Annotated in this window: 38 protein-coding genes; 1 reads left to right on the top strand and 37 read right to left on the bottom strand. The window is 63.4% G+C overall.

Features of this window, described 5'->3' with window-relative positions:
• Positions 1-203: 203 nt before the first annotated feature.
• The 15 genes from ACQ3HB_RS20440 to ACQ3HB_RS20370 all read right to left on the bottom strand — a co-directional run bounded on the left by ACQ3HB_RS20440 (position 204) and on the right by ACQ3HB_RS20370 (position 10,864).
• Complete coding sequence (locus ACQ3HB_RS20440) at positions 204-788, bottom strand: hypothetical protein (RefSeq protein ID WP_430922685.1); 585 nt, start codon at positions 786-788, stop codon at positions 204-206.
• Between the two features lie 33 nt (positions 789-821).
• Positions 822-1,568 carry a phage tail tube protein gene (locus ACQ3HB_RS20435; RefSeq protein WP_430922684.1) on the bottom strand — a complete coding sequence of 249 codons (747 nt, stop codon included), beginning with the start codon at positions 1,566-1,568 and terminating at the stop codon, positions 822-824.
• A 77-nt stretch (positions 1,569-1,645) separates the two neighbouring features.
• Positions 1,646-2,092, bottom strand: coding sequence for a minor capsid protein (locus ACQ3HB_RS20430; protein WP_430922683.1), 447 nt, complete (start codon positions 2,090-2,092; stop codon positions 1,646-1,648).
• A complete protein-coding gene (locus tag ACQ3HB_RS20425) occupies positions 2,085-2,420 on the bottom strand; it encodes a hypothetical protein (protein WP_430922682.1) in 336 nt (111 codons plus the stop codon). Before ACQ3HB_RS20425 ends, ACQ3HB_RS20430 begins: the two co-directional genes overlap by 8 nt.
• A 9-nt stretch (positions 2,421-2,429) precedes the next feature.
• Positions 2,430-2,762 (bottom strand): hypothetical protein, encoded by a 333-nt coding sequence (locus ACQ3HB_RS20420; protein WP_430922681.1) that lies wholly within the window; start codon positions 2,760-2,762, stop codon positions 2,430-2,432.
• The gene (locus ACQ3HB_RS20415; protein ID WP_430922680.1) at positions 2,755-3,168 is read right to left on the bottom strand and encodes a hypothetical protein; all 414 of its coding nucleotides are present in this window, start codon (positions 3,166-3,168) and stop codon (positions 2,755-2,757) included. The genes ACQ3HB_RS20420 and ACQ3HB_RS20415 overlap by 8 nt, the downstream gene beginning before the upstream one ends.
• Before the next feature lie 83 nt (positions 3,169-3,251).
• Positions 3,252-3,659, bottom strand: coding sequence for an Ish1 domain-containing protein (locus ACQ3HB_RS20410; protein ID WP_430922679.1), 408 nt, complete (start codon positions 3,657-3,659; stop codon positions 3,252-3,254).
• A 2-nt stretch (positions 3,660-3,661) separates the two neighbouring features.
• Positions 3,662-4,666 carry a major capsid protein gene (locus tag ACQ3HB_RS20405; protein WP_430922678.1) on the bottom strand — a complete coding sequence of 335 codons (1,005 nt, stop codon included), beginning with the start codon at positions 4,664-4,666 and terminating at the stop codon, positions 3,662-3,664.
• 18 nt (positions 4,667-4,684) lie between these two features.
• Positions 4,685-5,344: a hypothetical protein gene (locus tag ACQ3HB_RS20400; protein WP_430922677.1), complete on the bottom strand. Its 660-nt coding sequence runs from the start codon at positions 5,342-5,344 to the stop codon at positions 4,685-4,687.
• 86 nt (positions 5,345-5,430) lie between these two features.
• A complete protein-coding gene (locus tag ACQ3HB_RS20395; protein ID WP_430922676.1) occupies positions 5,431-5,922 on the bottom strand; it encodes an NUMOD4 motif-containing HNH endonuclease in 492 nt (163 codons plus the stop codon).
• Positions 5,923-6,070: 148 nt separating this feature from the next.
• Positions 6,071-6,316: a hypothetical protein gene (locus ACQ3HB_RS20390; protein WP_430922675.1), complete on the bottom strand. Its 246-nt coding sequence runs from the start codon at positions 6,314-6,316 to the stop codon at positions 6,071-6,073.
• Positions 6,313-7,506, bottom strand: a complete 1,194-nt coding sequence (locus tag ACQ3HB_RS20385; protein ID WP_430922674.1) for a phage minor capsid protein — start codon at positions 7,504-7,506, stop codon at positions 6,313-6,315. The genes ACQ3HB_RS20390 and ACQ3HB_RS20385 overlap by 4 nt, the downstream gene beginning before the upstream one ends.
• A 9-nt stretch (positions 7,507-7,515) precedes the next feature.
• Entirely contained in the window at positions 7,516-9,057 is a 1,542-nt protein-coding gene (locus tag ACQ3HB_RS20380) for a phage portal protein (protein WP_430922673.1), read from the bottom strand.
• 9 nt (positions 9,058-9,066) lie between these two features.
• A complete protein-coding gene (locus ACQ3HB_RS20375) occupies positions 9,067-10,359 on the bottom strand; it encodes a PBSX family phage terminase large subunit (protein WP_430922672.1) in 1,293 nt (430 codons plus the stop codon).
• Positions 10,346-10,864, bottom strand: coding sequence for a hypothetical protein (locus tag ACQ3HB_RS20370; protein ID WP_430922671.1), 519 nt, complete (start codon positions 10,862-10,864; stop codon positions 10,346-10,348). The genes ACQ3HB_RS20375 and ACQ3HB_RS20370 overlap by 14 nt, the downstream gene beginning before the upstream one ends.
• 140 nt (positions 10,865-11,004) lie before the next feature.
• Here ACQ3HB_RS20370 and ACQ3HB_RS20365 point away from each other — a divergent pair, with 140 nt between their 5' ends.
• The gene (locus ACQ3HB_RS20365; RefSeq protein WP_430922670.1) at positions 11,005-11,259 is read left to right on the top strand and encodes a hypothetical protein; all 255 of its coding nucleotides are present in this window, start codon (positions 11,005-11,007) and stop codon (positions 11,257-11,259) included.
• A gap of 108 nt (positions 11,260-11,367) precedes the next feature.
• On the opposite strand, the gene ACQ3HB_RS20360 is transcribed toward ACQ3HB_RS20365, so the two are convergent.
• From ACQ3HB_RS20360 to ACQ3HB_RS20255, 22 genes are all read right to left on the bottom strand, one after another.
• Positions 11,368-11,601, bottom strand: a complete 234-nt coding sequence (locus ACQ3HB_RS20360; protein ID WP_430922669.1) for a hypothetical protein — start codon at positions 11,599-11,601, stop codon at positions 11,368-11,370.
• Positions 11,598-12,254 (bottom strand): hypothetical protein, encoded by a 657-nt coding sequence (locus ACQ3HB_RS20355; protein WP_430922668.1) that lies wholly within the window; start codon positions 12,252-12,254, stop codon positions 11,598-11,600. The genes ACQ3HB_RS20360 and ACQ3HB_RS20355 overlap by 4 nt, the downstream gene beginning before the upstream one ends.
• A 174-nt stretch (positions 12,255-12,428) precedes the next feature.
• The gene (locus tag ACQ3HB_RS20350) at positions 12,429-12,854 is read right to left on the bottom strand and encodes a DUF4326 domain-containing protein (protein WP_430922667.1); all 426 of its coding nucleotides are present in this window, start codon (positions 12,852-12,854) and stop codon (positions 12,429-12,431) included.
• Positions 12,847-13,083 carry a hypothetical protein gene (locus ACQ3HB_RS20345; RefSeq protein ID WP_430922666.1) on the bottom strand — a complete coding sequence of 79 codons (237 nt, stop codon included), beginning with the start codon at positions 13,081-13,083 and terminating at the stop codon, positions 12,847-12,849. The genes ACQ3HB_RS20350 and ACQ3HB_RS20345 overlap by 8 nt, the downstream gene beginning before the upstream one ends.
• Positions 13,084-13,231: 148 nt before the next feature.
• Positions 13,232-13,462 (bottom strand): hypothetical protein, encoded by a 231-nt coding sequence (locus tag ACQ3HB_RS20340; RefSeq protein ID WP_430922665.1) that lies wholly within the window; start codon positions 13,460-13,462, stop codon positions 13,232-13,234.
• Positions 13,455-13,937 carry a hypothetical protein gene (locus ACQ3HB_RS20335; protein WP_430922664.1) on the bottom strand — a complete coding sequence of 161 codons (483 nt, stop codon included), beginning with the start codon at positions 13,935-13,937 and terminating at the stop codon, positions 13,455-13,457. Before ACQ3HB_RS20335 ends, ACQ3HB_RS20340 begins: the two co-directional genes overlap by 8 nt.
• A complete protein-coding gene (locus ACQ3HB_RS20330) occupies positions 13,930-14,433 on the bottom strand; it encodes a hypothetical protein (RefSeq protein ID WP_430922663.1) in 504 nt (167 codons plus the stop codon). The genes ACQ3HB_RS20335 and ACQ3HB_RS20330 overlap by 8 nt, the downstream gene beginning before the upstream one ends.
• Complete coding sequence (locus ACQ3HB_RS20325) at positions 14,430-14,558, bottom strand: hypothetical protein (protein ID WP_430922662.1); 129 nt, start codon at positions 14,556-14,558, stop codon at positions 14,430-14,432. The genes ACQ3HB_RS20330 and ACQ3HB_RS20325 overlap by 4 nt, the downstream gene beginning before the upstream one ends.
• A gap of 151 nt (positions 14,559-14,709) precedes the next feature.
• Complete coding sequence (locus ACQ3HB_RS20320; RefSeq protein ID WP_430922661.1) at positions 14,710-14,931, bottom strand: hypothetical protein; 222 nt, start codon at positions 14,929-14,931, stop codon at positions 14,710-14,712.
• Between the two features lie 150 nt (positions 14,932-15,081).
• Entirely contained in the window at positions 15,082-15,573 is a 492-nt protein-coding gene (locus ACQ3HB_RS20315) for a single-stranded DNA-binding protein (RefSeq protein ID WP_430922660.1), read from the bottom strand.
• 2 nt (positions 15,574-15,575) lie between these two features.
• Positions 15,576-16,019: a hypothetical protein gene (locus tag ACQ3HB_RS20310; protein WP_430922659.1), complete on the bottom strand. Its 444-nt coding sequence runs from the start codon at positions 16,017-16,019 to the stop codon at positions 15,576-15,578.
• A complete protein-coding gene (locus tag ACQ3HB_RS20305; protein ID WP_430922658.1) occupies positions 16,016-16,324 on the bottom strand; it encodes a hypothetical protein in 309 nt (102 codons plus the stop codon). The genes ACQ3HB_RS20310 and ACQ3HB_RS20305 overlap by 4 nt, the downstream gene beginning before the upstream one ends.
• On the bottom strand, positions 16,321-16,782 hold the full coding sequence (locus ACQ3HB_RS20300) for a hypothetical protein (RefSeq protein WP_430922657.1): 462 nt from the start codon (positions 16,780-16,782) through the stop codon (positions 16,321-16,323). Before ACQ3HB_RS20300 ends, ACQ3HB_RS20305 begins: the two co-directional genes overlap by 4 nt.
• On the bottom strand, positions 16,779-17,618 hold the full coding sequence (locus ACQ3HB_RS20295; RefSeq protein WP_430922656.1) for a hypothetical protein: 840 nt from the start codon (positions 17,616-17,618) through the stop codon (positions 16,779-16,781). Before ACQ3HB_RS20295 ends, ACQ3HB_RS20300 begins: the two co-directional genes overlap by 4 nt.
• 144 nt (positions 17,619-17,762) lie before the next feature.
• Entirely contained in the window at positions 17,763-18,284 is a 522-nt protein-coding gene (locus ACQ3HB_RS20290; protein ID WP_430922655.1) for a DNA N-6-adenine-methyltransferase, read from the bottom strand.
• Positions 18,281-18,592 (bottom strand): hypothetical protein, encoded by a 312-nt coding sequence (locus ACQ3HB_RS20285; RefSeq protein WP_430922654.1) that lies wholly within the window; start codon positions 18,590-18,592, stop codon positions 18,281-18,283. Before ACQ3HB_RS20285 ends, ACQ3HB_RS20290 begins: the two co-directional genes overlap by 4 nt.
• A 5-nt stretch (positions 18,593-18,597) precedes the next feature.
• A complete protein-coding gene (locus tag ACQ3HB_RS20280; protein ID WP_430922653.1) occupies positions 18,598-18,852 on the bottom strand; it encodes a hypothetical protein in 255 nt (84 codons plus the stop codon).
• A gap of 110 nt (positions 18,853-18,962) precedes the next feature.
• Positions 18,963-19,187: a WhiB family transcriptional regulator gene (locus tag ACQ3HB_RS20275; RefSeq protein WP_430922652.1), complete on the bottom strand. Its 225-nt coding sequence runs from the start codon at positions 19,185-19,187 to the stop codon at positions 18,963-18,965.
• Positions 19,184-19,546, bottom strand: a complete 363-nt coding sequence (locus tag ACQ3HB_RS20270) for a putative PDDEXK endonuclease (RefSeq protein WP_430922651.1) — start codon at positions 19,544-19,546, stop codon at positions 19,184-19,186. Before ACQ3HB_RS20270 ends, ACQ3HB_RS20275 begins: the two co-directional genes overlap by 4 nt.
• Positions 19,543-20,355, bottom strand: a complete 813-nt coding sequence (locus ACQ3HB_RS20265; protein WP_430922650.1) for a recombinase RecT — start codon at positions 20,353-20,355, stop codon at positions 19,543-19,545. Before ACQ3HB_RS20265 ends, ACQ3HB_RS20270 begins: the two co-directional genes overlap by 4 nt.
• Positions 20,348-21,310 carry a YqaJ viral recombinase family nuclease gene (locus ACQ3HB_RS20260; RefSeq protein ID WP_430922649.1) on the bottom strand — a complete coding sequence of 321 codons (963 nt, stop codon included), beginning with the start codon at positions 21,308-21,310 and terminating at the stop codon, positions 20,348-20,350. The genes ACQ3HB_RS20265 and ACQ3HB_RS20260 overlap by 8 nt, the downstream gene beginning before the upstream one ends.
• 41 nt (positions 21,311-21,351) lie before the next feature.
• On the bottom strand, positions 21,352-21,938 hold a 587-nt coding region (locus ACQ3HB_RS20255), incomplete at its 5' end, for a polymer-forming cytoskeletal protein (protein WP_430922648.1).

The following is a 21,938-nucleotide window of genomic DNA, read 5'->3' as shown; positions in this document are numbered from 1 at the left end:
AGTTGTCAGCGACCCCACCGTTCGGGTGAGCCGGGTGTCCTCATCGAGGAGGGCGAGAATGCGGGCACGGAGCCACCACCAGGGGACGTCCCACTGTTCAGAAGAGAACAGGGGGCGGTCGTCGATCCCGAACTGCTGCTGCAGGTCAGGGCCGGTGACGGTGTGCCATGTGGTGAGGATGTGCGTCCACAGCGTCTTGGCTTTCAGGACTGGTTGATCGACCTTTTGCTGTTCGGGAGCCGGTCGAGCGTGCTGCTGGACGCCGTTTCGGTACCACTCGGGGTACTCGTATCGGGGGTATCGTCCGGTGACGGGGTCGGGTTCTCCGACGCCCCACTGAGCAATGTCTGCAACAGTTCGAACTCTTCCCACAGCCCGTTCGTCCTCAGCAGGAGCTCCTGTGCTTTTGGGAAGCCACCGGCGCTCTCGTCGAGGAGAGCCTGGACCTGCTCGAGTGATCCGCCCTGCGAGTTCCAGAAGAACGCGGCGTTGATGACCTTGTCGGCGACAGCCCAGCGGAGCCCCGGGTACTGGGGTGCGCTGCCGTCCTCGGTGGGTTCGGATCCCTGGATGATTTCCCAGTTCTCCGAACCCACTGCGAGGCGCGACATGGCTTCCGCGTCGACGTCGGCCTGGTCGGACTGTCCGAACGCGATGCCAGCCCAGAGGGCGAGCAGCATCGTTCCGACCTTCGCACCCACGGGCGGGATGACGACGGTGAAGCTGTCGCTCTCGTCGCCGATCGTGAGCGCGAGGTTCATGCCTCGTTCTGTTGCGGTGATGCTCATGCTGTGTTCCTCTCCCTGCAGGGGTTGAGCGGGTTACGCGCGGGTGTAGGCGAGCGGTGCGGATGCGCCGGTCGGGTTGGTGACGGTGACCGGTGCGGAACCAGCCGTGCCAGCGGGGAGGACGGCGACGATGGTCGTCGCGTCGACGATCACGTAGCTCGTCGCGTTCGTGCCGCCGATCTTCACGCCAGCAGCGCCGGTGACGGTGGAGAACCCGGTGCCCTTGATCGTGATCTGGGCGCCAGCCGCAGCACCGGAGGGGAGCGCGGAGGTGAGCGTCGGTGCGAGGCCGGCGCGGGCCGGGTTCGTGATCTTCTTCCGGTCGCCCTTGCTGGTGAGGGTGAACTGGAAGAACTCGGTGTCGTCGTTGCCGGTGTTCACGCGCGTCCACTCGACGCTCGCGCTGCCTTCGTAGGCGAGCGCGGACGAGGTGGCGTGGTAGTACCGGTAGCCGATGACGTTCGCCTGACCGACGGAGTCCGCAGCGTTGATGAGGACGATGAGCTCCGGCTGGAACTCGCCCGTGTTGTCGCGGACGCCCTTCACCTGAACCTGCATGGTCCAGTCCTCGCCGGTCTTCGCGGTCGACGTCTGGCCCTTGTTGGCGTAGGTGGTGTCGTCCTTGAGCTTGGGCGGCGCCGTGGGGGTGAGGCCGGTGATGTCGGGGACGTTGATGTAGACGCGCGGATCGACGTTGGGGGATGCGGTCACATCCCAGATCCACTCGAAGCTGTTGCCGTTGTCGCCCGCTGTGGGCTTGATGTTGGCGAGGGTAGTCATCTCTGCTCCTTCGGTGCAGATTGGGGAGCGTGCTGCTCCGGAGGGTGTTGTGAGGTCACGTGACGGGCGTCGCGCGTTCAGCCCGCGGTGACGTCAGTCCCGAATGCTCGGGTGCCCGTCAGGCGGAAGTTGGAAGAGAACAGGTGTCGGCCGTTGTCGTCGAAACCGAGGTACCCGTTGGAGATGCGGGCCATGTTCGAGATGCGGACGCTGCCGACGTCGAAGTGGGCGGCGCGGTGGAAGCGTTCGTAGAGGGCATCGACCTTGTCGACGGCTTCGAGGAGATCGGGGGAGCGGACGAGTGCTTGCACGAACGTGGACGACAGGCGGACGTCGGTGCGGTCGGTGGCGTCGTAGTACGACCAGGTGATGCACCGTGCCGGGAACTCCGGTGTCTGCTGGAACTGGACGGCGAAACCGGCCATGTCCTCCGGGTAGCCGTCTTCGCTGTACACGCCGATGCCTGCCGCGTGTGTGAGCTCGGCGAGCCCGGTGAGGATCGGTCGCAAGTAGGTGTCAGCCATCAAAGGACCCCATCTCTGCTGCGATGATCGCCGTGAGTTCCTGCCCGTTCTCACGAAGCGGGCCCTCGAGGTACTTCGCCCCGCCGACCGTGTGCCGGAAGCTCAGCGCCTCGTGCTGGATCACCGCGTACGGGGTGTCGTAGGACACTTCGGCGACAAGGTGGCCGCTGTCCGCCGGTTCAACCTGTGCTGAGCCGCGCAGTGTGCCAATGTCGAGCGGTGCTGCAGCGAGCGACAACGCCCGGAGCCGTTCAGCTGCCTTGTTGATGCCGATCGCTGCGGCTTGGGCTTGCAGTTCGACGAAGAGACCGCCGCGCCATTCACCCATCCGGATCACCTACTCGAGCATCAGCACCACATGGGAGGGGGCGTTGGGGTTGTCGAGGAACGCGGCCGTGATGACCGTCGATTCCTTCTCGTGTGGGGTGCCGATGTGCACCCGGTACAGGGACCCGACGGGGACGACGTGGTCGGGGTCGAGGTAGACGGTCGTTGAGGACACGACTTCCTTGCCCTGGTTGTTGCGGATGAGCCGGTTCTTCTCTTCCACCTGGCACCGTTCCGGGGTGACGGCGGGGCCGTACTTCTTCCCGGTGGGCGTGGTGGCGAGGAACGGCTTGTACGACGTGTTCCGGTGGGGCATGAGTGCGTCGGGGATCCGGTCAGCCATGAGCGACCGCCGACTGCATGAGGCCCGCTGTGCGAAGAATCTGCACAGCCTCCGGCGCATACCGGGACGAGCCGCTTGAACTGCTCTGGCGGGCTGTGGTGCCCTTCGGGGTGGATGACAGCGACAGGGAGCCGAGGGACATGGACTGGAACTTCGGGTCAGCGCCCGTGTCCGAGCCCGTGTCGCGCACGAACTGGGCCTGAGCGCACGTCGCATCAGTGAACGCCTGCGACACATCCTCATCCGTCGGGTAGCCGTCGTCGTCGACCGCGTACCGTGACAGGCGAACCAGCGACTCCACAACGAGCGACGCACGACGCAACGCTGCAGCGATCACCGCGTCATCACCCGTCGTTCCCGTGAACGCGTAGTAGTCGCTGGGGGTCGCGTAGGTGCGTGAAGCCACGATCAGCCTCCATCCGTGTTGAGTTTGGGGTGGTCCCGCCGGACGGATGTCCAGCCCGACGGGACCAGTGGTGAAACTGGGTGCTACTTGGCGTTCTCCGGAAGGTCGGCCTGGTTCTTCACCGTGTCGTCCTTCGGGTCGGTGCTGTCGTTGACGAGCGCGACGCCCTCGGGAGTGGTGACGCCCTTGTACGGGGTGCCGCCGGGAGCGATCGCGTTGAGGAGGTCTTCCTTCGACTTCACGTCGGCCGCAACACTGATGCTGCGGTCCTTCGCGTAGGCGCGGAGCTCCTTGACCGTCCACTTGTCCGACGGGTCACCGAGCGGGAACTCCCGTTCCTCGTCGACCTTGCCGGACACCTTGTAGCCCTGACGGTCGAAGTAGCCGAGGGCCGCCTCGTCGTCCGTGTGTCCGACGCCGTCGACGAACTGGACACCGGCGACGAGGCCGTTGAACCCCTCGACGGGTGTTTCGATCTTCTGCTTCGTCATGGTCAGCTCACCTTCACGTTGCGGAGGACCGCTGCCGCCTTCGTCGCCTTGAGTGCGACGGCGACGGGGCCCATCTCGACCTCGCCCTTCTTGACCGCACCAGCGACGGAGAAGTCAGGAAGCCACGACTGGATGATCTGGCCGCCGACGATGGAGACACCATGGAAGCCATCGATACCGACCCGGTACGCGTACAGGTCGGTGAGGCCGGTGGAGGCGACACCGCCGACGGTCGCGGAACGGATCGGGATGATCGGGTTGTTCGTGCCAGGCTTGTTGCCCGGGTCGGCGAAGATGATGCCGCCGTACGTTTCACGTTCGATCGGGCGACCGTTCGGACCGATGAGGTCCTCCACGGGGTCCTTCGTGTACTGGCCGGCGCGACGGGCCGCAGCACGCACACGGGCGAGTGCCCGAGCGTTGCCGAGGATGACCGTCGGGACGCCGTCGAGGAGCGACAGGAACTCATCGATCTTGTCGAGCGCCTTGTGCTCCGCACGAGGGTTCGTGTCGAAGTCGGACCAGTCGGTGACCGACGTGGTGCCGGTCTCCGTGGTGGACCCGGTGAGGGCCTTGTCGAGGCCGTCGAAGCCGTTCGCGTCCGTGGCCACGTCGCCGTTGATGACGGCGTCCTGGAACTTCGTGCGCGTCGACTTGATCGTCTGCGACATGTTGAGCGTGACGGCGCTGGATGCGGCGGGGCCGATCTTCGCGATCACACGGTCGACCTCGAACGAACCACCGAGGGGCGTGAGGTTCACGCTCTTCTGTTCGGTGGTGACGTGCTCGGGCGTGTACTCGGTGTTCAGTGCGCGGAACGCGGCCGAACGCTGAGTGAGGAGGCGACGGTAGCCATACGTGAGCGTGGCACCTCCGCCGGCGGGGTTGACTGCGTCATCGAAGATCAGCGAGTCGATGATCGCTGATTCCTTGCGGAACTCGTCGATGACCGCCAGATCCAGGTCGGTAGTCGAGTTCGACTTACCTTCTGCGATAGTTACGGGCATTTCATCTCCTTCTAGGAGTTAGGACCTCGGGGTCAGGGCTGCTTTCACAGCCGAGTCGAGGGTGGGTTTGGGTGTGGTGGGTGAGCCGCCCTGGTGTCCGCCGCCACTCGTTGGCGGCAGTGCAGGTCCGGTTCGGAACGCCGAGTTCCTCTCGAGCGCGTCTTCGATCGCCTTCTTCACGTCGTCCTCTTTGGAGAGGTCGACGTCGGCGAACGTCTTCATGAAGCTCGACGAATCGAGCAGCAGGTCCGCGTTGGCGCCGAGCTTGGGCGCGTTGCGGAGGAGGTGTTTCTCCCGGGCGAGCGCGTCGCGTTCGGCGGTGAGTGCGTCGCGCTCCTTCTGAGCGGTCGTGGCAGCTGCCTCGGCGGCTTCGCGTGCTTCTCGCGCGGTCTTGTTCTCGGCGCGGAGCTCACGAACGTACTCGTCGGGGTCGCCCTTGTAGTTGATGGGCGGTGCCGCAGGCGGGGGAGTTGGCGCGGGTGGGGCAGCGGGTGCCGGAGGTGCTGCCGGGACGGGAACGGGCGGCGTGGGGGCTGCTGGCGGCTGTTCTGCGGGCGGTGCGCCTGCTCCTTCTCCCTCGGCGAAGCGGATGCCGCGGAGATCGTGGAGCGTGCGTCCGATGACCGCGAGGCCGTCGGTGGTGCGTGCTGCATGGGTGGTGTGGTTGTGCGTGGGCACGATGAGCCTCCTGCTCGTTGACTCCCAGCCCTGCGCTGGGAAGGTTTTGGGCATGAAAAAAGCCCCCGTGGTGGCGGGGGCTTCAATCAGCTTCTTCGGATTCTGGTCTGTTTTCCATCGACCATGACCCGCAAATGATCGCGGTTGGCATCTCTCTGCCTCATGCAAGTTCTACAGCGCCTGTAGCGGCCTTGAGGGTGAACATACGTGTTTTCAACGGTGTAGTCGTGGCCCTGCGGGCACGAGGAAAGGCTCGAATGGTTGTGTGTTCCATGTCGGACCTGGTCGGAGGTGTTTTCCGAGCGCGTTCCCCACCGGAGGTTTTCGACCCTGTTATCCGCAGGGTTGCCGTTCCCATGACAGACCTCCTGTCCAACCTCTGGCGCGCCGAGAAAAGCAATCGCGACGAGGCGGTGAACCAGGTGACCTCTTCGCCGCAACTTGACGGCGAGATAACCGCCATCGTTCGCGGTGCCTTTCAGTACACGCCCGGTGACTACATTTCGCACGTCGCCTGCGCTTGAAACCTCGTATGCGCCTTCGTGCCCGTGGACGGGGAGCCATTCGGTAGACTGCATCGCAGCCCTCCTATCAACTAGACCTTGATGGATGGTTAGGCCCCGGCGGATGTTGACGCATCCGGTTTGGGGCCGTTTCAATTCTACCAGCAGTAGGGTCCACGTCGCGGTGACGTGCAGGGCCGGCCGCGACGTGGAGAATGTGGGCCTACGGATGAGGCGTAAAGTCCCCGAAGGGTTGGTGCTTTGCGACGAGACCGCACGAGCATCGGTACGAGTACTCGCCTGAGCGCTCCTGCCAGATCGAAGTGATCGTGTGCGCGGGTTCCTCTGCGATCGCGGACAGCGCTGCGGCGGCCATGTGGTTGGCAATTGCGTTCGCATCGTCGAGCTCGTCGGCGTACAGGTAGATGGCGCGCTCGCATGCTTTCTGGATCTGGGCGCCGAGGCTCATGAGGGCTTCCTTCCGTCCGCGAAGTGCAGCTGTTCGCGGTACGACTGCCTGAGCCGTCCGGTCTCGCTAGTGAAGTCCCGGAGGGCTGCTTGGCCTTCGCGGATCGCCTTGTGCGCTTTGGCGCGGCTGATGTCGTCCATCGCGGTGGCTTCGTCGCGTTTCGCCGCCCTGACGTCGCGTTCCAGTTCGCGCTGCTTCGCACGTTCCTTCTCAGCCGCCTCGTTGTACTCGAAGTCCGACTGAGGAACCGACAGCCCAGGGAGGTACGCGGCGAGATGGTCGCGGCAGTTCGGGTGATTCCACCCAGCCGCTTTCGCTTCCTCGACGGTCCCGGCGATCGTGACGGTCACAGCCCGGTTCTCGATGGCGTGAGGCAGGATGATCGTGCCCGTGGCGCCATCCGTGGAGAGGATCTTCCCGATCCACGGTGCGCACTTCCGGCAGGCATCGAACGAGCCGATGACGGTGACAAGGTTGATGCCCGACTGCTGCATCCGCCACACACCAGCGTCATTCCAGGCACGCGACGTTGCAGTTCGGCCGGCCATTTCGGCGTACGACCCGATCGTCCAACGACGGTCAGACCGGTCAACGAAACCGGTGATGCCCTTCGACAGGAACGACTGCACTGCCGCGCGCTGGTTGATGACCGACATCTGCACGCCGAGGAGCCGGAATGGCGCCGTCTCGGAGATGACCTGCTGGTACACGTCCTGCGGGTAACGGAGGATGCGCTGCTCGAGCGCCGCCAGCCGGTTCGACAGGTCGAGGATCAGCATGCCGACAGCTTGTGTAGCCGACCCCGTGAGGGTGATTGCCCTGGGGAGTCGACGGGCGAGCCTGAGCCGCGCTGCTGCGGCTGCTGAGCCCTCTTCCGCGGCGATGTTCACCAGCCATTCGGCGAGATCCTGCTCCCGAAGGTCAGCAACCACCTTCCGCGACAGATCACGAAGCGACCTGAGCGCTGCAGCCCGTTCCACGGCGAGCTCCTGCATGATCCGGGCGCGGGCGACGACGTCAGCCGTCTCCGTGCCCTTCGCTTCCAGCAGGATGATCCGCTGGGCACGGCGCGCCACCTCAGCGAGGAGTACGTTCTCTGCCTCGGTGAACCGGTCCGCGAGTTCCCAGCCGAGCAGCTCGATGAGCTCCGCAGCTGGGATGCCGTCAACATCAGGGACATAGACGGCCACGGTGCACTCCTACTCGCCAGTGAACGTGGTGGGGTCGGGCGCAGGCGGACCTTGTTCGTCCTTGACCCGCTGGATTTCAGCGAGGATCTCCGACTCGGCGATGTTCTCGCCCTGCATGCGGGCCCGCACTCGAGCTTCCGTGGAGATCGACCGTGCAGCATCGAACAGCTGCAGCGTCCGAGCTCGCTTCTCCGGGTCCTCCTGGGACACCTCGGGGAACGTGACGGTCAGGTCATCGAAACGACCGCCGCCTTTCCCGGGGAACAGCTTCCCGTCGAGTTCGAGAGCGACTGACGCCTGCTGGGAGATCGCCGCCTTGTCGTAGAGGGCTTTCTTGTCGCGGGTTCGCTCGGAACCCTTCGACCGGTCATCGATCTCCGTTGCGGTGATCTGCCCGCCAGTGCCGTAGTCGCCCCACGCGGACGGCGAGTAGCCGGCCTTGCGGAGGATCTCGCGGTAGATGGCGTACGCGGTGCGTTCGTGTTCCTCGACACGGATGTTGAACTGGACCTTGTCGAACGTGAGACCGTCAGGGGTTCCGGGTGCGTTGACACCGGTGAAGAACTCCTGGCCGACGTCGTACGCCGCCCCAGAGCCCATCACGCCGGTCTGCAACACGGAATCGGGGACGAGGACCTTGCCGGCGCCCTGTTTGAGGTCACGCATCCACGACGACCACGTTTCATCGAGCGCGTCAAACAGCGAGTGGAGCTGGGCGAAGTCGGACCGTCCGGCGTTCGCCAGTACACCGCGCTTCCTCCATGCCATCGTCGGCATGTTCAGGTTGTACGACAACGTGAGCCGGTCGATGCCCGTGAGGATCGAGGAGTCAGCTTTCACCAGTCCTGCCAGGTACGCCGTCTCAGGGCGCTCCTGCAACGGAACACGGTTGCCGATCTTCTCAGCCGACCCGACGTACAGGGCGTGTTCGATGCGGCCCTTCTCGTGGCGTTCGAGGTGGCGGTAGTACTTGCTGCCGTCCACGTACTCGGTCCACAGGGTCGCGGCGACGAGGTAGCGGCCTGCGAATTCAGGAACGACGACGTCGACTCCATGGTGAGTGAGCCGGACGTGGTCGGAGTGTTCGAGGTTCCACTCAGGCCCGATGACTGTTGCACCGAGTGCCGCTTTCAGTTCGCCCATCTCGTTGAACGTGGCGTGTGCTTCGTCCGAGTTCGCGATGATGTCGAGACGTGACTGGGCCTTCTTGTCCGTGTTCTCGCCCGGGATCGACACCTCGGGCGGTTCGGAGAACATCAGGTCAGACGACAATGTGGCGAGGTCAGCCGCAGCAGGCACGTGGAGACGCGTTCGTGCCTGATTCGTGGGAACGGGGCGACCCCAGAAGAACGACGACACAGCGCCAACGAGGCCACCCTCGCGAACCTGCCCATTCACCCGGTACGAGGGGCGCACGGACTGCTGACGGTTGTACACCTTTGTGAGCTTGTCGACGTCGCCGAGGTACCAGGCTTCGTTCTCCGCGTACGTGGCGTATGCGTCAGCCCACGCGGGCGGGGGCCATGCTGAATTCGGCTCAGGAAGCGCCATGCGTGCCTCCTAGGCTGCAGATTGGATCGGTTGGTAGGCGAGGTACGGGTGCCACAGGTTCTTGCTCGATCGGACCGCGTACCGCATGGCGTCCATGAAGTGGTCGTCTTCTTTCACGACTTCATCGAGACCCTTGTCGGTGGCCTTCTCGGACCACCGGTACTCGGTGATCTCTGACATGAGGCCCTTGCAACGGTCGGAGATGATGAGCTTCCCCGTGTCGAGTAGGTTCGCGACATCGCCGATGCCGGGCATGACGTCGTGATCGGCGGGCCACGTGGTGTGGCCGAGCTCGCGCATTCGTGTGCGGAACGACGCCGCGGACGGGTCGAAGAACAGGAACTCGGGGGCCGGCGTGTACCGGGGGTGGTGATCCTCGGCGAGCCAGCCGATGAGGCCGTGAGCGAGCTTGTCGTCGGAGAGCGTGTGACCGTGGTGTTCACGGGAGGAGTACGACCACTCATCCATGAACACGAGGCGCGGCTGCGGTTCGGCTGTGAGGCCGAGCATGAGAGCCGCTGTGGTGTTCGTGGTTCCGTAGTCCACGCCGACGGCGAACACGCGGAAGATGTCCGGCAGGCGGTCGAAGGGGACCACGTGACGCTTCTGGTCCCACATGGGGTAGATGGCGCCGGCCGCGTTCGTCCACAATCCGAGGACGAACCGGTCGTAGAACACCCCAGCGAATCGCGCCTTCGTGTTCGCCACATAGGCAGGTTCGAGTGACGGGTTGTCGTCCATCGTGAAGTGGAAGTGGATGAGGTCTTTCGCGTCGGCCTGCAGGATCCACTTCTTGCGCAGCCAGTGGTTTTGCGATCCGGGGTTCGTCGTCGCGAGTACACGGGCGCCAGCAACCCGGAGACGGGTCATGAGCATGTCCCAGAAACCCTCGGGGAGGATCGTGACCTCATCGACGTACGCGAGCGCGACAGTGGATCCGCGGATCTTCGACTCCGATGAGGCGTCGTTCGCGCCGTACAGAAGCACTTCGCGGCCGAGGATCGTCGCCGTCTTCGCGCCGCGCGTGTACCGAACCTGCTTCGACAGCTCGCCGAAGATGTCCGGGTTCAGCAGGAGTACGAACACGTTCGAGTAGATCGTGTCCAATGTGCGCCCGACGATGATGATGTTCCCCGAGCGGGGAGCGTGCATGATCGCAATGAGGAACGCCCACAGGCTGATGAACGTCTTGCCGGCAGACACAGCACCGGACCACAGTGCGATCTGCTTCTCGGTAGAGGTGACGAGGGAACGGATCTGAGGGACGGAGAGTGTTCGGGTCAGTTGGTCAAGCGCTGTCATCAGTGGTCACCCCAGCGTCAAGCTCCGCGACCACCGCCCGCAGTCCAGTCTCGAGCGCGGACAGCACTGATGTTGCACCGGACGTGTCAGGGTCGCGCTCTACCACGCGGGTGATCTTGTCGAACGCGATACCGCCAGTGACGATCACTGACCGGCGAACCTCGACGGGAGCCGAATTGAGGGTGTGCTCGTTGTAGTCGTTGTCCTTGCCGCCGAAGTTGTACACGAGGTACGGGTCGTCAAGCTTGTCGAGCATTCTCTCGGCCGCGGTGCCCATCTTCTCGGCGAGACGCAGCCGGAGGGCGGCGAGGTCAACCGTGTGAGCCTTCACCGCGGCAGCAGTCTGCTCACGATCGAACGCTTGACCTGCGTCGCCGATGATCTTCGTGACAGTCGCGGCACCGATGCCGAGTTCACGCGCGATCGCGTTGCGGGACTTGCCTGCTTCGAACAGCCGGAGGGCTTCTGTGCGTGTTTCAGGTTCGACTGGTCGACCACGGGTCATGTTCATCACCTCGGCTTCGGGCCTCTTGCCCTTGCGATGGGTGAGGCATTCGCCTCGTGGGTGGCGTGTGGTCGCCGTGTCGGTACGTCTGGATACTGTTGGGGAGCAGGCATGTCGCCTGCCTTGGGAGGGGAGCGCAAATGGCTTGGAAACTGTTCTACGGTGGCAATGAAGTTTTGAAGGTGCGGGATTCGACGCAGGAGACGGTCACTCAGCAAATCGGGTCGATCTTGTCTGAGGGGAACATCGGTTGGATCAAGCTGACGAACTCCTCAACGGAAGTGAGGTTGTTCATCTCGACAGGGACGCCGATCTACTTCCAGTACTTCGATGAGAACCTGGAGGCTCCGATCGCGAACGGTTCCCCCATGCGGATCGAGCACGATCTGGCGTAGCCCGGACAGCAAAAAGCCCCGGTGAGCTCTTGGCTCCCGGGGCTTTTTCTGCTGGGTGTTCCAGCTAACTGTTCCTATGGTCGCGCCTTTCGCGAATTTCTTACAACTTCATGCGGGCGGCGTGTCGGATCTCTTGTTGCGGGACGCAGTTCCTCGGGGTCTGCCTCTCCTGGTGACGGAGGCGACTCGTGCGACGTCTCCTGAGCGGACCATGGTGACGCCGTCCGCCCGTTCGTCGGCGGTGAGCTTCCCTTGGGCGATCCACGCGTACACCCGTGACTTGTCGCGGTCTGCGATGAGGGCTGCTTCCTCGACGGTCACCCACTCGCGCATCTTGCTCATGCTGGCCTCCTCTCGGTGAGCTCTGCTGCGCGTTCGAATGATGTTTGGTCGAGGACCCCGTCGCATCCTTCGTGTTGGCAGGTGAACGTGAGCGCGTCCTTGAAGTGCGACGGCGGGATCCTGACCAGTTGGGGGAGCCCGCACTTCGGGCACTTCACCCGGCGGACCTTGGTGGGGGATTCGACGTGTTCGTGTGAACGGATGGCGGCGAGTGCGACTTTGGTGAACTGGACTGCTTGGGTGGCGCCGGCCTCGTTGGACACCCACAGTTCGGAGTTGCCCTTGTAGTGGCGGTGCCAGGACCACACTTCGTCGACGGCGAGCTGTACGGGGCTGATGGGGATCGGTGGTCCTGACTTGGCCCTGACGCCGGCGTTGTCACGTTGCACGGCCCGGTCGACTCCTCGCATGGCTTCGTACCAGGGTTCGATTTTGCTGAGGGCTTCCTCGAGTCGGGTGTAGCAGCTGTGGCAGAGGAGCCCGTGGCGTGCTTGGCGTGGGAGGCAGCCGGTGCATTCGTGTCCGGTGGCGACCCAGCCGGCGTCGGTGAGGCGGGAGCCCCAGCCGTCGCAGTTGCTGGCGTGTTCGTCCTTGACGGTGCAGGCACGCATGTTGGGTGTCTGGTTGGTGACGCAGACGAGTAGTTCGCTCATGGTCTCCTCCTGGTGGTCTCGGGGGTCGGGGTAGGCAGGTCGTAGATTGTCCGTTCAAACGGAGTCAGGCAGCGCTCGTCGGCGTAGGTCGTCGAGCCGTCGTCCTCATGAGATACGTAGAAGCGGTTCGCAAACCGTCCGCATAGCTGGCACCGTCGGCCGTCCCATCCGCGTTCAGCCATCGGTCTCTCCTTCGTTGGTAGTCGGAACAGGGGTGGGCGGGTTGGCGATCTTGAGGAGGACGTCGGCGTGGCAGGGCTGATCGAGAGGGCACCAGCACGCGAGGTCCTTGCCTGCAAGCTCGGCGCGAACATCGCGCAGGTTCGGTCGCTTCGTCGGTCTCATGTGTGAGATCCACAGCTGACCCGACTCGGTGCGCAACGGGGTCTGACGGACGACCTCCTCAGGCTTCGCCCCGTCGACGAGCCACATGCGGAACTGCTTCACGAGCAACGCGCGGGTTTCTGTGGGCTGCAGGGTTTCACCGTGAGGGATACGCTCGGCGAACGGATTGCCCCACTTCGACGGCCGCGAGACCACGACGGCGTTCTCCGGCTTCCGATAGCCCTTCCGCCGGCTCAGCTGCACGCGCTCAGGCATCGTTGGCCTCCTCTTCGGTAGATGGGGTGGACGCTCGTGCGTTGAGCCTGGTGAGCGCGACCTGAGCTATCTGCGCGGCGTTTCCGAAAGTCCTGAACGCGCCAGCGAGACCGGCGAACGATCGCACGAAGTTGCCGGCCGCACGCTGCCTACTCGCGATCTTGCGACGTCGGGCACCGCGGACCTTCATTCGAGGGAAGTCCTTCGGTGTGCGCTTGCGAGTGCTCATGATGCTGTCCTGTTCGTCTCGACGGGCACTTCGCCTGGTTCAAGCAATTGGTGACTCCCGTCTACTTGGTGAACCAGCCTGGAGCCATCAACCCAAGTGAACAAATGCCCACAGACGTCGCACCTGATGATCTCGATTCCCTGTGCGCTCATCGCTGTTCTCCGTTCGTCTCGGTTGGTTCTGGGGCTGTCGCCGGGGTGGACTCGACCGCGGCGACCTGCACTTCGAGAGACTTTGCTCGTCTCTCCAGCTCGTACAGGATTTGTTTCGCCCTGAGAATCCAGAACGGGGCGTCCGCTCCCAGCTCGTCGATGTTGTCGATGCAGTCTTCGCCACGACGGATCAGCTCACTGACCGATTGGCTACTGAGGTCACCCACGGCTCTCTCCTTCCGTCTCGACGGGAGGCGCAGCGCGTCGAACCTCAAGGATCCTGTCGAATTCGTATCGGTCGACCCACGAGTATCCGGAGTCGAGAGACACGGTGGTCTTGTTCACGCGGACGACTTTCCGCCAGCCGTGGTCGAGCCGAACGAATGTGGCACCGACGACGTCATCGCGGGTGAGCCGTTTGCGATCGCGTTCAGCGATGCGTCGTTCGTAGCTGCGGACCTTCGCCGTCCAGTGTTCGAGTCGTTCGTCGGCTTCCTTGCTCTGCTGGTAGGTGCGGTTCAGGGCGGAGCGCACCGTATGCGCGGCCCGTTGGCTGCCGGACGTGCCGAAGCCGCGGATACCGCCGCCGAGCTCGTGTGCTGCTTGCGCTGCAGTGTTCGCTGAGTCCACTGCTGTTTGGGCTGCGGCTAGCTTCTCGCGTGCATACTCGAGTCGTTCGTCGAGCGTGTATGTCTCAGACAATGTTTTCTCCTTTCGATTCGGCGGGGACCCACTCGGTGACCGTCTTCTTCCGACTGACGAGGATGTGAGGCTTGCCCAGGTCGATCGACAAGGGGAAGGCGATACGTTCATTGGCCTGCCGCTCAGTGATGAACTGACGAACTCTGTTGCGTCCGCCGATATGCACACCCCATTCGGTCGTCGTGTGCGCTTTCACGGCTTCCAGGGCAGACGAGGAACCAGCAGAGATGAGAACGTTTCGGATGTCGTCGGCCGCGCAGAACTGCCCCGCGTCGAAGTTGTCCTCCTCGTAGTTGATGTCGTCGGCGTTGTCGATGAGCTCGCCTCCGCGCCTGATGCCCGCTTCGATCACGGCTTGCAGGCGGGCAGTCTCGGCAAGCTGAGCTTCGAGAGCGGAGACGAGCCCCGTGAATGCGCGCCCGGCATCCGAATTGGGCACGAGGTAAGCGATGCGCCGCGCCTCGGCGATCAGTTCTGTGGGTGTGGGGTAGGTCATACTCGTTCCTCCGGGTATTCCTCGGCGATGGATTCGAGGACCCTTCGACCGGTTGGGGTGATGTCGTCGGGTGACAGGAGTCGGAGTGCTGCACGGAAGTGTTCAGCGACGGCGTGGGCGGTCATGTCGTTCTCCTGTTCTTGGGGTCGTTCCTGCACGGGATCGCGGAGCGCCCGTATGGTCCAAAGCAGACACCGCAGCGGTGTTCTTCGGGTTCGCGTGCCTGGGTTTCTGGGGTGACGGGTCCCGTGTTCACAGGACCGTGGGTGCGATGGTTCATGAGGTGGCCTCCTTCGCGAGACATGCCGGGCACGTGTCGAGCGGCGCGGTGGACTGGTAGCGCCATCCGAGCTTCGCGATGGCGGCTTCGAGTCCGGTTTTCTGGTTCATCGTGTTCCCGAGGGGGCCTGCGGTGGTCTTCTGGCAGACGTCGCACTGTGCGAACCAGACGAGCTTCTGCGGCGCATCTTCGGGCAGCGCGAAGGACATGAGTGTCACGATTGCTCCTGCCATGGCGAGACGGACCGCCACACGACGCGCGCTTCGTGGCCGGCGCTGCGCATGTTCGACACGATCCGGTTTGCTTCCTGGAACGACTTGGAAGGTTCGGTGCCCCAGGGTGAGACGACACCCCACTGGGTGCCGAACTCAGAAGGGAGTTTCGGCATCGTTCCCACCCCCAGCCCACGAATCGGTGCTTGCGGGTGCTGTCTGTGCCCACGGTTCCTGTACTGGCTGGCCTTGTGCGCCAGTCTGGGGCGTGTTCGTGGCGTTTCCGGGTGCACGTGTGACCGTGGCGATTGCGTAGCGGAGGGAGGGGCCAATCTCGTCGATCTCCAACTCCATCGAAGTACGCTTCTCGCCTTCCTTCGTCTCGTAGGAACGCTGCTTGAGACGCCCGGTCGCGATGACGCGGCTTCCCTTGGTGAGCGAACCGGCGACGTGCTCGGCGGCTTCCTTCCACACCGACGCACGGAGGAACAGGGCCTCCCCGTCCTTCCACTCGTTCGCGGCCCGGTCGAAGTTGCGTGGGGTCGACGCGATCGTGAAGTTCGCGACAGCCAGGCCGTTCTGCGTGAACCGAAGCTCCGGATCCGCGGTCAAGTTCCCGATGATGGTGATGATGGTTTCTCCGGCCATGATCAGGCCTCCTTCGTGATCTTGTAACCGGTGATGGTGAACGGTTCGACGGGCAAGAACACGTACGGGTGAGGGAAGTAGTCGTTGTCCCAGTCGAAGCCAGCCGGAGGATCGAATTCGAGTCCGTTCTCATCGCCGTTGGACTCGATGTACGGTTCGGCATGCTTCGAGATCGACGTCCAGTACTGGAAGCCGAAGAGCCGACTGTCAGACCTGCGCTTGATCACCGCGATGACATCGACACCCTGGTAGAAGTCGTCGTCCGGGTTCGCGAGCCAGTACCTGCCGCCCTTCACGACTTCGAACTCAGCGAGGAAGGATGCGTTCCGCTCTTTCTCGCTCTCCTCGTACGCCCATTCGAGCGAGTCGTGGATGACGCTTTCTCCGAGGTCGTCGTAGACGATGACTCGATCCGTTTCGTTCACAAACGTGTTTTCGGTGCTCATGCTGCTCTCCTGTGTTCGTTGTTTCGTTTCTGTCGCAGTGCAGCCCGACCCTCGGGCGACTGCCTGTAAGTGGTGCTGCGGTCGTACGCATGTGACTCAGCGACGACCGCGGCGAGTTCCGCCAGCGTCGCAAGCGGGTACTGGGCTTTGTGTCGGTATGCGGCAACTCGACCGCGATGCTCGGCCCGCATCCGCTGGTCGGCGCGCGACCCCGGCCGCTCATCCAAAGACGGTGTCCCGAACCGTTCGACCTCCAACGCGGCCTTGTCGATCGATGCGACGAACGCGTCCCATGCGGTGATCACTCGACCCTCCGCCCCACCTGGCCGACGTCGACCGGGTTCGGTTCGAGGAAGTCCAGTTCGAGGTGCACGTTCGCTTGCCGGTTCTCTCGTTCCCGGATCGTCGCCAACTGGTGTTGGGTGTCGTCCGGGAGTGGGCGCCGGGTAGGCCAATCCGAATCGATGAGCCCACGAGCCTTCGCGCTGCGGACGTCGGCCTCGATCTCGTACCGGCTGTTGCGCTCGACGACCTGTAGCGCATCGACGATGTGCGCAACCGACAGGTACTCGTGACGATTCGGGCCCCGATGGTGGGCGATGATCACCGCCTCCAACTGCTGATACGACGCCGACGCGATCTCGGGGATGCACGCCCATGCTTCGACTGCAGCCCGTGATGGTTTCCGTTGGTCGAACCCTGATGCGAACGCGAGTGCTTTCGTGATGTCGGCGCGGACTCTCAGTTCTTCTTCCTCACTCATTGCTCAATCTCCATCTGTGGTGACGGTTTCGCATAGGACGCCCACAGCGACGCGTGGTCGTCGAGGTTGCTGCGCACCTGTCGTCGCTGCGGGAGCTCGTCCGTCCAGCGTTCGTGGGACAGCCATCGACCGAGAGCAGGAACCATCCTTTTCTCTGTCGTTGCGGCGTACGCGTCACCGAATCTGATGACAACTGCGACGAGCTCGGATACATCAGAGAACTTCCGGGCAGCGATCTTGAACTTCTCGATCGCTGGTTTCCGTTCGACCTTCTTCGGCCAGTGCGACCATGCGGTTTCGAACTCACGCTCGAGCACCGCAGGTGCGATCCCACGTCGACGCGACGAGGGTGTATCTACTTCGTTAGAAGTAGATGTCTCTGTCTCTGTCTCTGTCTCTGTAATAGCTAGGGGTGCACTAGACGTTTGCTTGGATTCTGCTAATGGCACATCCGTAGCAGGTGCTACACGTTTGCTAGCCGCCTGCTTCGCTTTTGCCAGACCGCCCTTCCTTCCAGCCTCCCGTTTCACCTCGATATCCGCAGTCGTTGTCTGGTGTTTCTCGAAGTCATGGATCATCAGACCCGGCACGCCAGCCTTCGTGAACGGGAACAGTGAAGGCCGCTCCGGATCGTTCGACGTGAGCTCACCGATCGCCTCAGACGACCACTTCCGACGCACAACCGCGTCAGCCAAGAACCCATCCGTCATCTGTCTTCGCGAATACAACGTCGCATCGAACAGCGCACGGAACGCCGCATCGGACAGCAGCATGATCTTCGGATGCTCATCCATCCCGATGTCGAACCGGGCGTACAGCCGCTCATCCTTCGCCATGTCTCCTCCTCTCCTGTGTCATGCGAGCGTGTTCCGCCAGTCGAGCGTTGTAGCTGATCGCGATGAGCCGAAAGATCGGGTTGTCACGGATCTCGGCAGGCGTCATGCACGCATACCCTTCAGCATCAAACCTCGCGAATGGCGTCATTTCGGCCTCCTCGGGTTCGTCCAGATGAGCAGGCAGCACCCGAACGGTGGACGCTCGTTCGGGCCCACATCGGTCTGTCCCGGCTTGATGAACCGCATGCGCCCTGGCAGGAACTCGACCGTTAGAGGCGAGCCAGGGCGATCCCGGTACGGTTCAACGTGGTCCTGCCACCACTTCTGCTCCACGCGGTTCGCGGGCAGCAGCATGACGATCCCCCGGGTGTCCGGGTACTCCTGCCACGCCTTCCGCAACCATGCGTCGAGACCGCTGTACGGCGGGTTGCACCACACCCGCTCACCAGCCCATGACTGCAGCAGACCGTTGTCCTCACGAGTGAAGAACCGTTCGCACTTCGCGTTGTGCGGTGCTGCAGCGACGTCGAGAGTGAAGCCGCCGAAACGCTCATTCCAAGGATCGAAGTAGATCGGGTGCGTACCGCGATCGTCGACCTCATCGAGCGCCCCACGCTTCGCCGTCTGCTGCGGATGATTCGATGCCTTGAACCCGACGACGCTCATGATTCGCTCGGATCTATGTGCGTCGTCGAGTAGTGATGCTCTGCCGCCTCGACTGCCTTAGCCTGTGTTTTGCCCCACGGATCAGTGGGGTGATTCAGCTCACGGCCATTGAAAGTCGCCCAGTACCAAGCCCCCTCGCCGCGAATATGCTCGGACTCGATGCCGTAGATCGAGCCGTCAGGAGCGTTCCCATTGCCCGTGAAGCTATCCCATACGATGACGGACTTGCCCTTTGGCGTCAGCTTCTCCGGCTTGGTTTTGGGTTCAGGGTGCTCAGATCTGTTGTGCTCTTCAGCTTTCTTGCTCATCCTCGTCAGTGCTCCTTTCGTGTGTGGATGATTCGTTTGACGCCACCGTGTTCGTCGTTGACGTTGTTCGTGAGCGTCACCAACCCGTGGACCGCGTGCAGGATCGGAACCTCTGACGGGTCCGTCGCGTGAACGCTGATCTTGATTCCCCGGAGACGTGCTTCCGCAGCCATGGCCGGGTCGGATTCGATGAGCCCGTTGATGTCGGACTCCAACCAGACGACGTTCGACAGTTGATGCTTGTTACGCCGGCCACCCATCCCGCCCTGACGGTGCTGCGGGACCAACGTGTCCGAGTCGTTCCCAGTCCACGCCGACCGGTGACCGTCACGGGTTGTGATGTCACGGAGAACCGGTTTCGGTGTGGCCGTCATCGCTTCGCCACCAACCGGTTCCGTTGCCGCCTCGACAGGCCACCCCAGATACCCCACTGCTCGTCATGAGCAAGCGCGTACTCGAGGCACTGCACGCGGACGTCGCAGTTCCGGCACACTTTCTTCGCCGGCTTCGATGAACCGCCCTGGTCGACGATGAACAGTTCCGGGTCGGTTTGCGCGCAGAGTGCGTCATCCATCCAGTCGGCCGGTGCGCTCATGGTCGCCCCTCCGTCTCCACGCCCCACACGAGCTGCAGGAACTCGCGGACGGTCATGGTCACGTACTGGTCGATGAACTGGCCCTTGCGAGGGCGTTTGTGGATCACGACGCCAGCGACAGCGTCCGCGTTACCCGCCTCCGTCTGAGCCTCAGTGACCCAGCCGGCGAGGTTCATTTTGGCGACGTTCTTGCATTCGATGGCGAGCTTCCCGTGAGGGGTACGCACGTTCGCGATGTCCCCACGATCCGCGGCGCCACGGGGCGGTGCGCGGTCGATCCGGTCGTCATCGAGAGCCTCAGCGAAACCGTCAGCGATGAGACGTTCGAACGACGTCCCCTTCTGCTTCGACCGACTCATTCGGCGGTCTCCGGTTCTTCCTGGACTTCGGTGGGGATGACGACGAGGTCCTGGACGCCGGTGATTGAGTCGACCCGGTCGCCCTGCTCCTCAACCTGTCGAGACACCCGGACGGCTTCGGAGAATTCGGTGGACTTCGGGAGGTACGGGGCGAACTCGCGGACCATTGTCTTGCGAGCCATTTCCTCTTCGTGCTCTTTCCATGGCCCTCGCTCCCATCCCTTCGGACGCCGAGCAAGGATCTTGGCTTTCGGGAGGTAGGCCCAGATCGGGTCGCCACCGCCGGTGAGTGACGCTGATGCGACGACGCCTGTCCACTGGCGCTCGTTGTCGAAGTCGGCGGGTCGCCATGTGTACTGCAGACCACCTTTCGAGTCGGCCCAGTAGTCGAAGTGGTCACCATCCCGGATGACGAACGTCTCGATCTTTGCGATGCGGCCGGATCGGTAGGCGAGCTCAATGAGTCCCTGGTAGCCGACGATGGGGAGGCACACCCACCGCTTCCGCCACTCGGCGCCGTCCTTGAACGATTCCTGTCGAGGGGTGAGGTAGAAGTGGCCGAGCGCGGGACCGATCTCAAGCTTCAGTTGAGCAGCGAGCATCACGGATCCAAGGACGGATTCGCCGGTCGCCTGTTGCAGCGATGGAGATTTGGAGATCTCGGAGATCGCTGCTCGGACGAACGAGGACGAATTCAGGGCCCCGCCGAGCTGCGTTTCGATCGCCGACTGTTGCATCTGCAACAGATCCCGGACGGTGCGCTTGTCGGGGGCCTGTCTCTGCGCTGTTGCTTTGGTGAGGTCAGACATTGGTGAGCTTCTTTCTGAGGAACTGTCGGGAGGCCTTCTTGGGCTTCTGGACGGCGTTGAACACGTCCGGGTACTCCGTGCGGAGCTTGTCGTTGTCGGTGACGGTGCCCGCCTTCACGGGGTTCCAGGTGAACGCTGGCTTCCCGCCGAGGGTGAGCGTGGTCGCTTCACCCATCGCGGCCTGGATGCCGAGCTTGAGGACAGCGAGATCGTTGTCTACGGCTTTCGCTTGGTCCTGGAGGACCTCGTACTGCGCCCACCGCTCGCGAAGGTTGTCGCCGCCCTCGATCGTGAGCGACGGGTCACCCTTCCACAGGGACACGAGATCGTCAGCGACAGTCGGTTCGGGGGCAACCCTGGCGAGGACGTGGTCGCGCCAGTACCGGCCGAGGATGTCGATGAGCTGTTCATGGAACTCGGGGTCGGCGTCGATCCGCCACGGTTCGGGCATGTGGTTGCCGCCGAACAGGGCGGCGATGTACCCGAACGGGGCGCCGGTGATGAGGATCTGCATCTGCACCTGCACCTGGTAGATCAGCGGCACCCGTTCAGCCCACTCGGACTGGTAGAACTTGTCCATATTCTTCAGCTCCAACGGCACGTAGAAGCCTTCAGGAGTGAGGATGCGGCGATCTAGCGTCCCGAGGAGGAACGGGTGACGGGTCGACTGCAGCAGGCCCTCAGAATCGACCACCCGGCCGAGGTTCGGGTACTCGTCCTGCACCGCAGCGGCAATCGCAGCCTCGTTCCGGTGACCCCACTTCTGGGATTCCGTCATCGACTCATCGATCGCGTCCGACGTCTTGTCCAGGAACACCGACAGAGGCGTCCCGTACCCGGACAGGCCGAGGATCGCAGCAGCTTCAGACGCACCGATGCCGAGCTTCCGTTTCCGCAGCCACTCCGGCGTGTTCGATTCGCCAGTGAGCACTTGGTAGGGTCTCTCGTCTCCCATCCATCGTCTGAGGTCTGCGGGGTCGGACTCCAAACGACCAGTCACGACTCCCACCCCGAAACTGTCGCCTTCCCCAGCGCACGGAGCGCCTTGTACTGCAGCACCCACCGCTCCTGCGTTGCCTCGTCAGCACGCCAGTCCTGCCGGCGTCGCTTCACCTCAGCGCTCAATGTGCCGAGCGTTCCCGTCCAGCAGCCGACGACGAGTTCGTGCTTCCCGTTCTTCGTCCGGTACAGGGTCGCGGTGACGTTCTCGGATCCGATCGGTCCGACGATGAGGAAGTGGTTGCGACGTTCGACCTGAGCGTTGCCGGAGACCCGAGCGTTGCCGTAGACCCGAGCGTCGCCGGAGACCCGAGCGTTGCCGTAGACCTGAGCGTTGCCGGAGACCCAAGCGTTGCCGTAGACCCGAGCGTTGCCGGAGACCCGAGCGTTGCCGTAGACCCAAGCGTTGCCGGAGACCCGAGCGTTGCCGTAGACCCGAGCGTTGCCGGAGACCCGAGCGTTGCCGTAGACCTGAGCGTTGCCGGAGACCCGAGCGTTGCCGTAGACCTGAGCGTTGCCGGAGACCCAAGCGTCGCCGGAGACCCGAGCGTCGCCGTTCGCCAACTGCTCGGACTCGATCCAGC

The sequence above is a fragment of the Plantibacter lichenum genome (assembly GCF_050587525.1).
GTDB lineage: Bacteria > Actinomycetota > Actinomycetes > Actinomycetales > Microbacteriaceae > Plantibacter.
This window is presented reverse-complemented; position numbering and strand designations above follow the sequence as displayed.

Bases quoted from the DNA above. Each gene is read 5' to 3' on its own strand.
- ACQ3HB_RS20330 (WP_430922663.1), bottom strand. From the start codon at position 14,433: ATGACCTACCCCACACCCACAGAACTGATCGCCGAGGCGCGGCGCATC.
- ACQ3HB_RS20435 (WP_430922684.1), bottom strand. From the start codon at position 1,568: ATGACTACCCTCGCCAACATCAAGCCCACAGCGGGCGACAACGGCAAC.
- ACQ3HB_RS20285 (WP_430922654.1), bottom strand. From the start codon at position 18,592: ATGAGCAAGAAAGCTGAAGAGCACAACAGATCTGAGCACCCTGAACCC.
- ACQ3HB_RS20410 (WP_430922679.1), bottom strand. From the start codon at position 3,659: ATGACGAAGCAGAAGATCGAAACACCCGTCGAGGGGTTCAACGGCCTC.
- ACQ3HB_RS20395 (WP_430922676.1), bottom strand. From the start codon at position 5,922: ATGCAGTCTACCGAATGGCTCCCCGTCCACGGGCACGAAGGCGCATAC.
- ACQ3HB_RS20360 (WP_430922669.1), bottom strand. From the start codon at position 11,601: ATGAGCAAGATGCGCGAGTGGGTGACCGTCGAGGAAGCAGCCCTCATC.
- ACQ3HB_RS20425 (WP_430922682.1), bottom strand. From the start codon at position 2,420: ATGGGTGAATGGCGCGGCGGTCTCTTCGTCGAACTGCAAGCCCAAGCC.
- ACQ3HB_RS20405 (WP_430922678.1), bottom strand. From the start codon at position 4,666: ATGCCCGTAACTATCGCAGAAGGTAAGTCGAACTCGACTACCGACCTG.
- ACQ3HB_RS20355 (WP_430922668.1), bottom strand. From the start codon at position 12,254: ATGAGCGAACTACTCGTCTGCGTCACCAACCAGACACCCAACATGCGT.
- ACQ3HB_RS20390 (WP_430922675.1), bottom strand. From the start codon at position 6,316: ATGAGCCTCGGCGCCCAGATCCAGAAAGCATGCGAGCGCGCCATCTAC.
- ACQ3HB_RS20420 (WP_430922681.1), bottom strand. From the start codon at position 2,762: ATGGCTGACCGGATCCCCGACGCACTCATGCCCCACCGGAACACGTCG.
- ACQ3HB_RS20300 (WP_430922657.1), bottom strand. From the start codon at position 16,782: ATGAGTGAGGAAGAAGAACTGAGAGTCCGCGCCGACATCACGAAAGCA.
- ACQ3HB_RS20430 (WP_430922683.1), bottom strand. From the start codon at position 2,092: ATGGCTGACACCTACTTGCGACCGATCCTCACCGGGCTCGCCGAGCTC.
- ACQ3HB_RS20325 (WP_430922662.1), bottom strand. From the start codon at position 14,558: ATGACCGCCCACGCCGTCGCTGAACACTTCCGTGCAGCACTCCGACTC.
- ACQ3HB_RS20345 (WP_430922666.1), bottom strand. From the start codon at position 13,083: ATGAGCACTCGCAAGCGCACACCGAAGGACTTCCCTCGAATGAAGGTC.
- ACQ3HB_RS20270 (WP_430922651.1), bottom strand. From the start codon at position 19,546: ATGAGTCGGTCGAAGCAGAAGGGGACGTCGTTCGAACGTCTCATCGCT.
- ACQ3HB_RS20380 (WP_430922673.1), bottom strand. From the start codon at position 9,057: ATGGCGCTTCCTGAGCCGAATTCAGCATGGCCCCCGCCCGCGTGGGCT.
- ACQ3HB_RS20365 (WP_430922670.1), top strand. From the start codon at position 11,005: ATGGCTTGGAAACTGTTCTACGGTGGCAATGAAGTTTTGAAGGTGCGG.
- ACQ3HB_RS20315 (WP_430922660.1), bottom strand. From the start codon at position 15,573: ATGGCCGGAGAAACCATCATCACCATCATCGGGAACTTGACCGCGGAT.
- ACQ3HB_RS20310 (WP_430922659.1), bottom strand. From the start codon at position 16,019: ATGAGCACCGAAAACACGTTTGTGAACGAAACGGATCGAGTCATCGTC.
- ACQ3HB_RS20280 (WP_430922653.1), bottom strand. From the start codon at position 18,852: ATGGGTGGCCGGCGTAACAAGCATCAACTGTCGAACGTCGTCTGGTTG.
- ACQ3HB_RS20375 (WP_430922672.1), bottom strand. From the start codon at position 10,359: ATGACAGCGCTTGACCAACTGACCCGAACACTCTCCGTCCCTCAGATC.
- ACQ3HB_RS20350 (WP_430922667.1), bottom strand. From the start codon at position 12,854: ATGCCTGAGCGCGTGCAGCTGAGCCGGCGGAAGGGCTATCGGAAGCCG.
- ACQ3HB_RS20295 (WP_430922656.1), bottom strand. From the start codon at position 17,618: ATGGCGAAGGATGAGCGGCTGTACGCCCGGTTCGACATCGGGATGGAT.
- ACQ3HB_RS20290 (WP_430922655.1), bottom strand. From the start codon at position 18,284: ATGAGCGTCGTCGGGTTCAAGGCATCGAATCATCCGCAGCAGACGGCG.
- ACQ3HB_RS20370 (WP_430922671.1), bottom strand. From the start codon at position 10,864: ATGACCCGTGGTCGACCAGTCGAACCTGAAACACGCACAGAAGCCCTC.
- ACQ3HB_RS20260 (WP_430922649.1), bottom strand. From the start codon at position 21,310: ATGGGAGACGAGAGACCCTACCAAGTGCTCACTGGCGAATCGAACACG.
- ACQ3HB_RS20265 (WP_430922650.1), bottom strand. From the start codon at position 20,355: ATGTCTGACCTCACCAAAGCAACAGCGCAGAGACAGGCCCCCGACAAG.
- ACQ3HB_RS20275 (WP_430922652.1), bottom strand. From the start codon at position 19,187: ATGAGCGCACCGGCCGACTGGATGGATGACGCACTCTGCGCGCAAACC.
- ACQ3HB_RS20440 (WP_430922685.1), bottom strand. From the start codon at position 788: ATGAGCATCACCGCAACAGAACGAGGCATGAACCTCGCGCTCACGATC.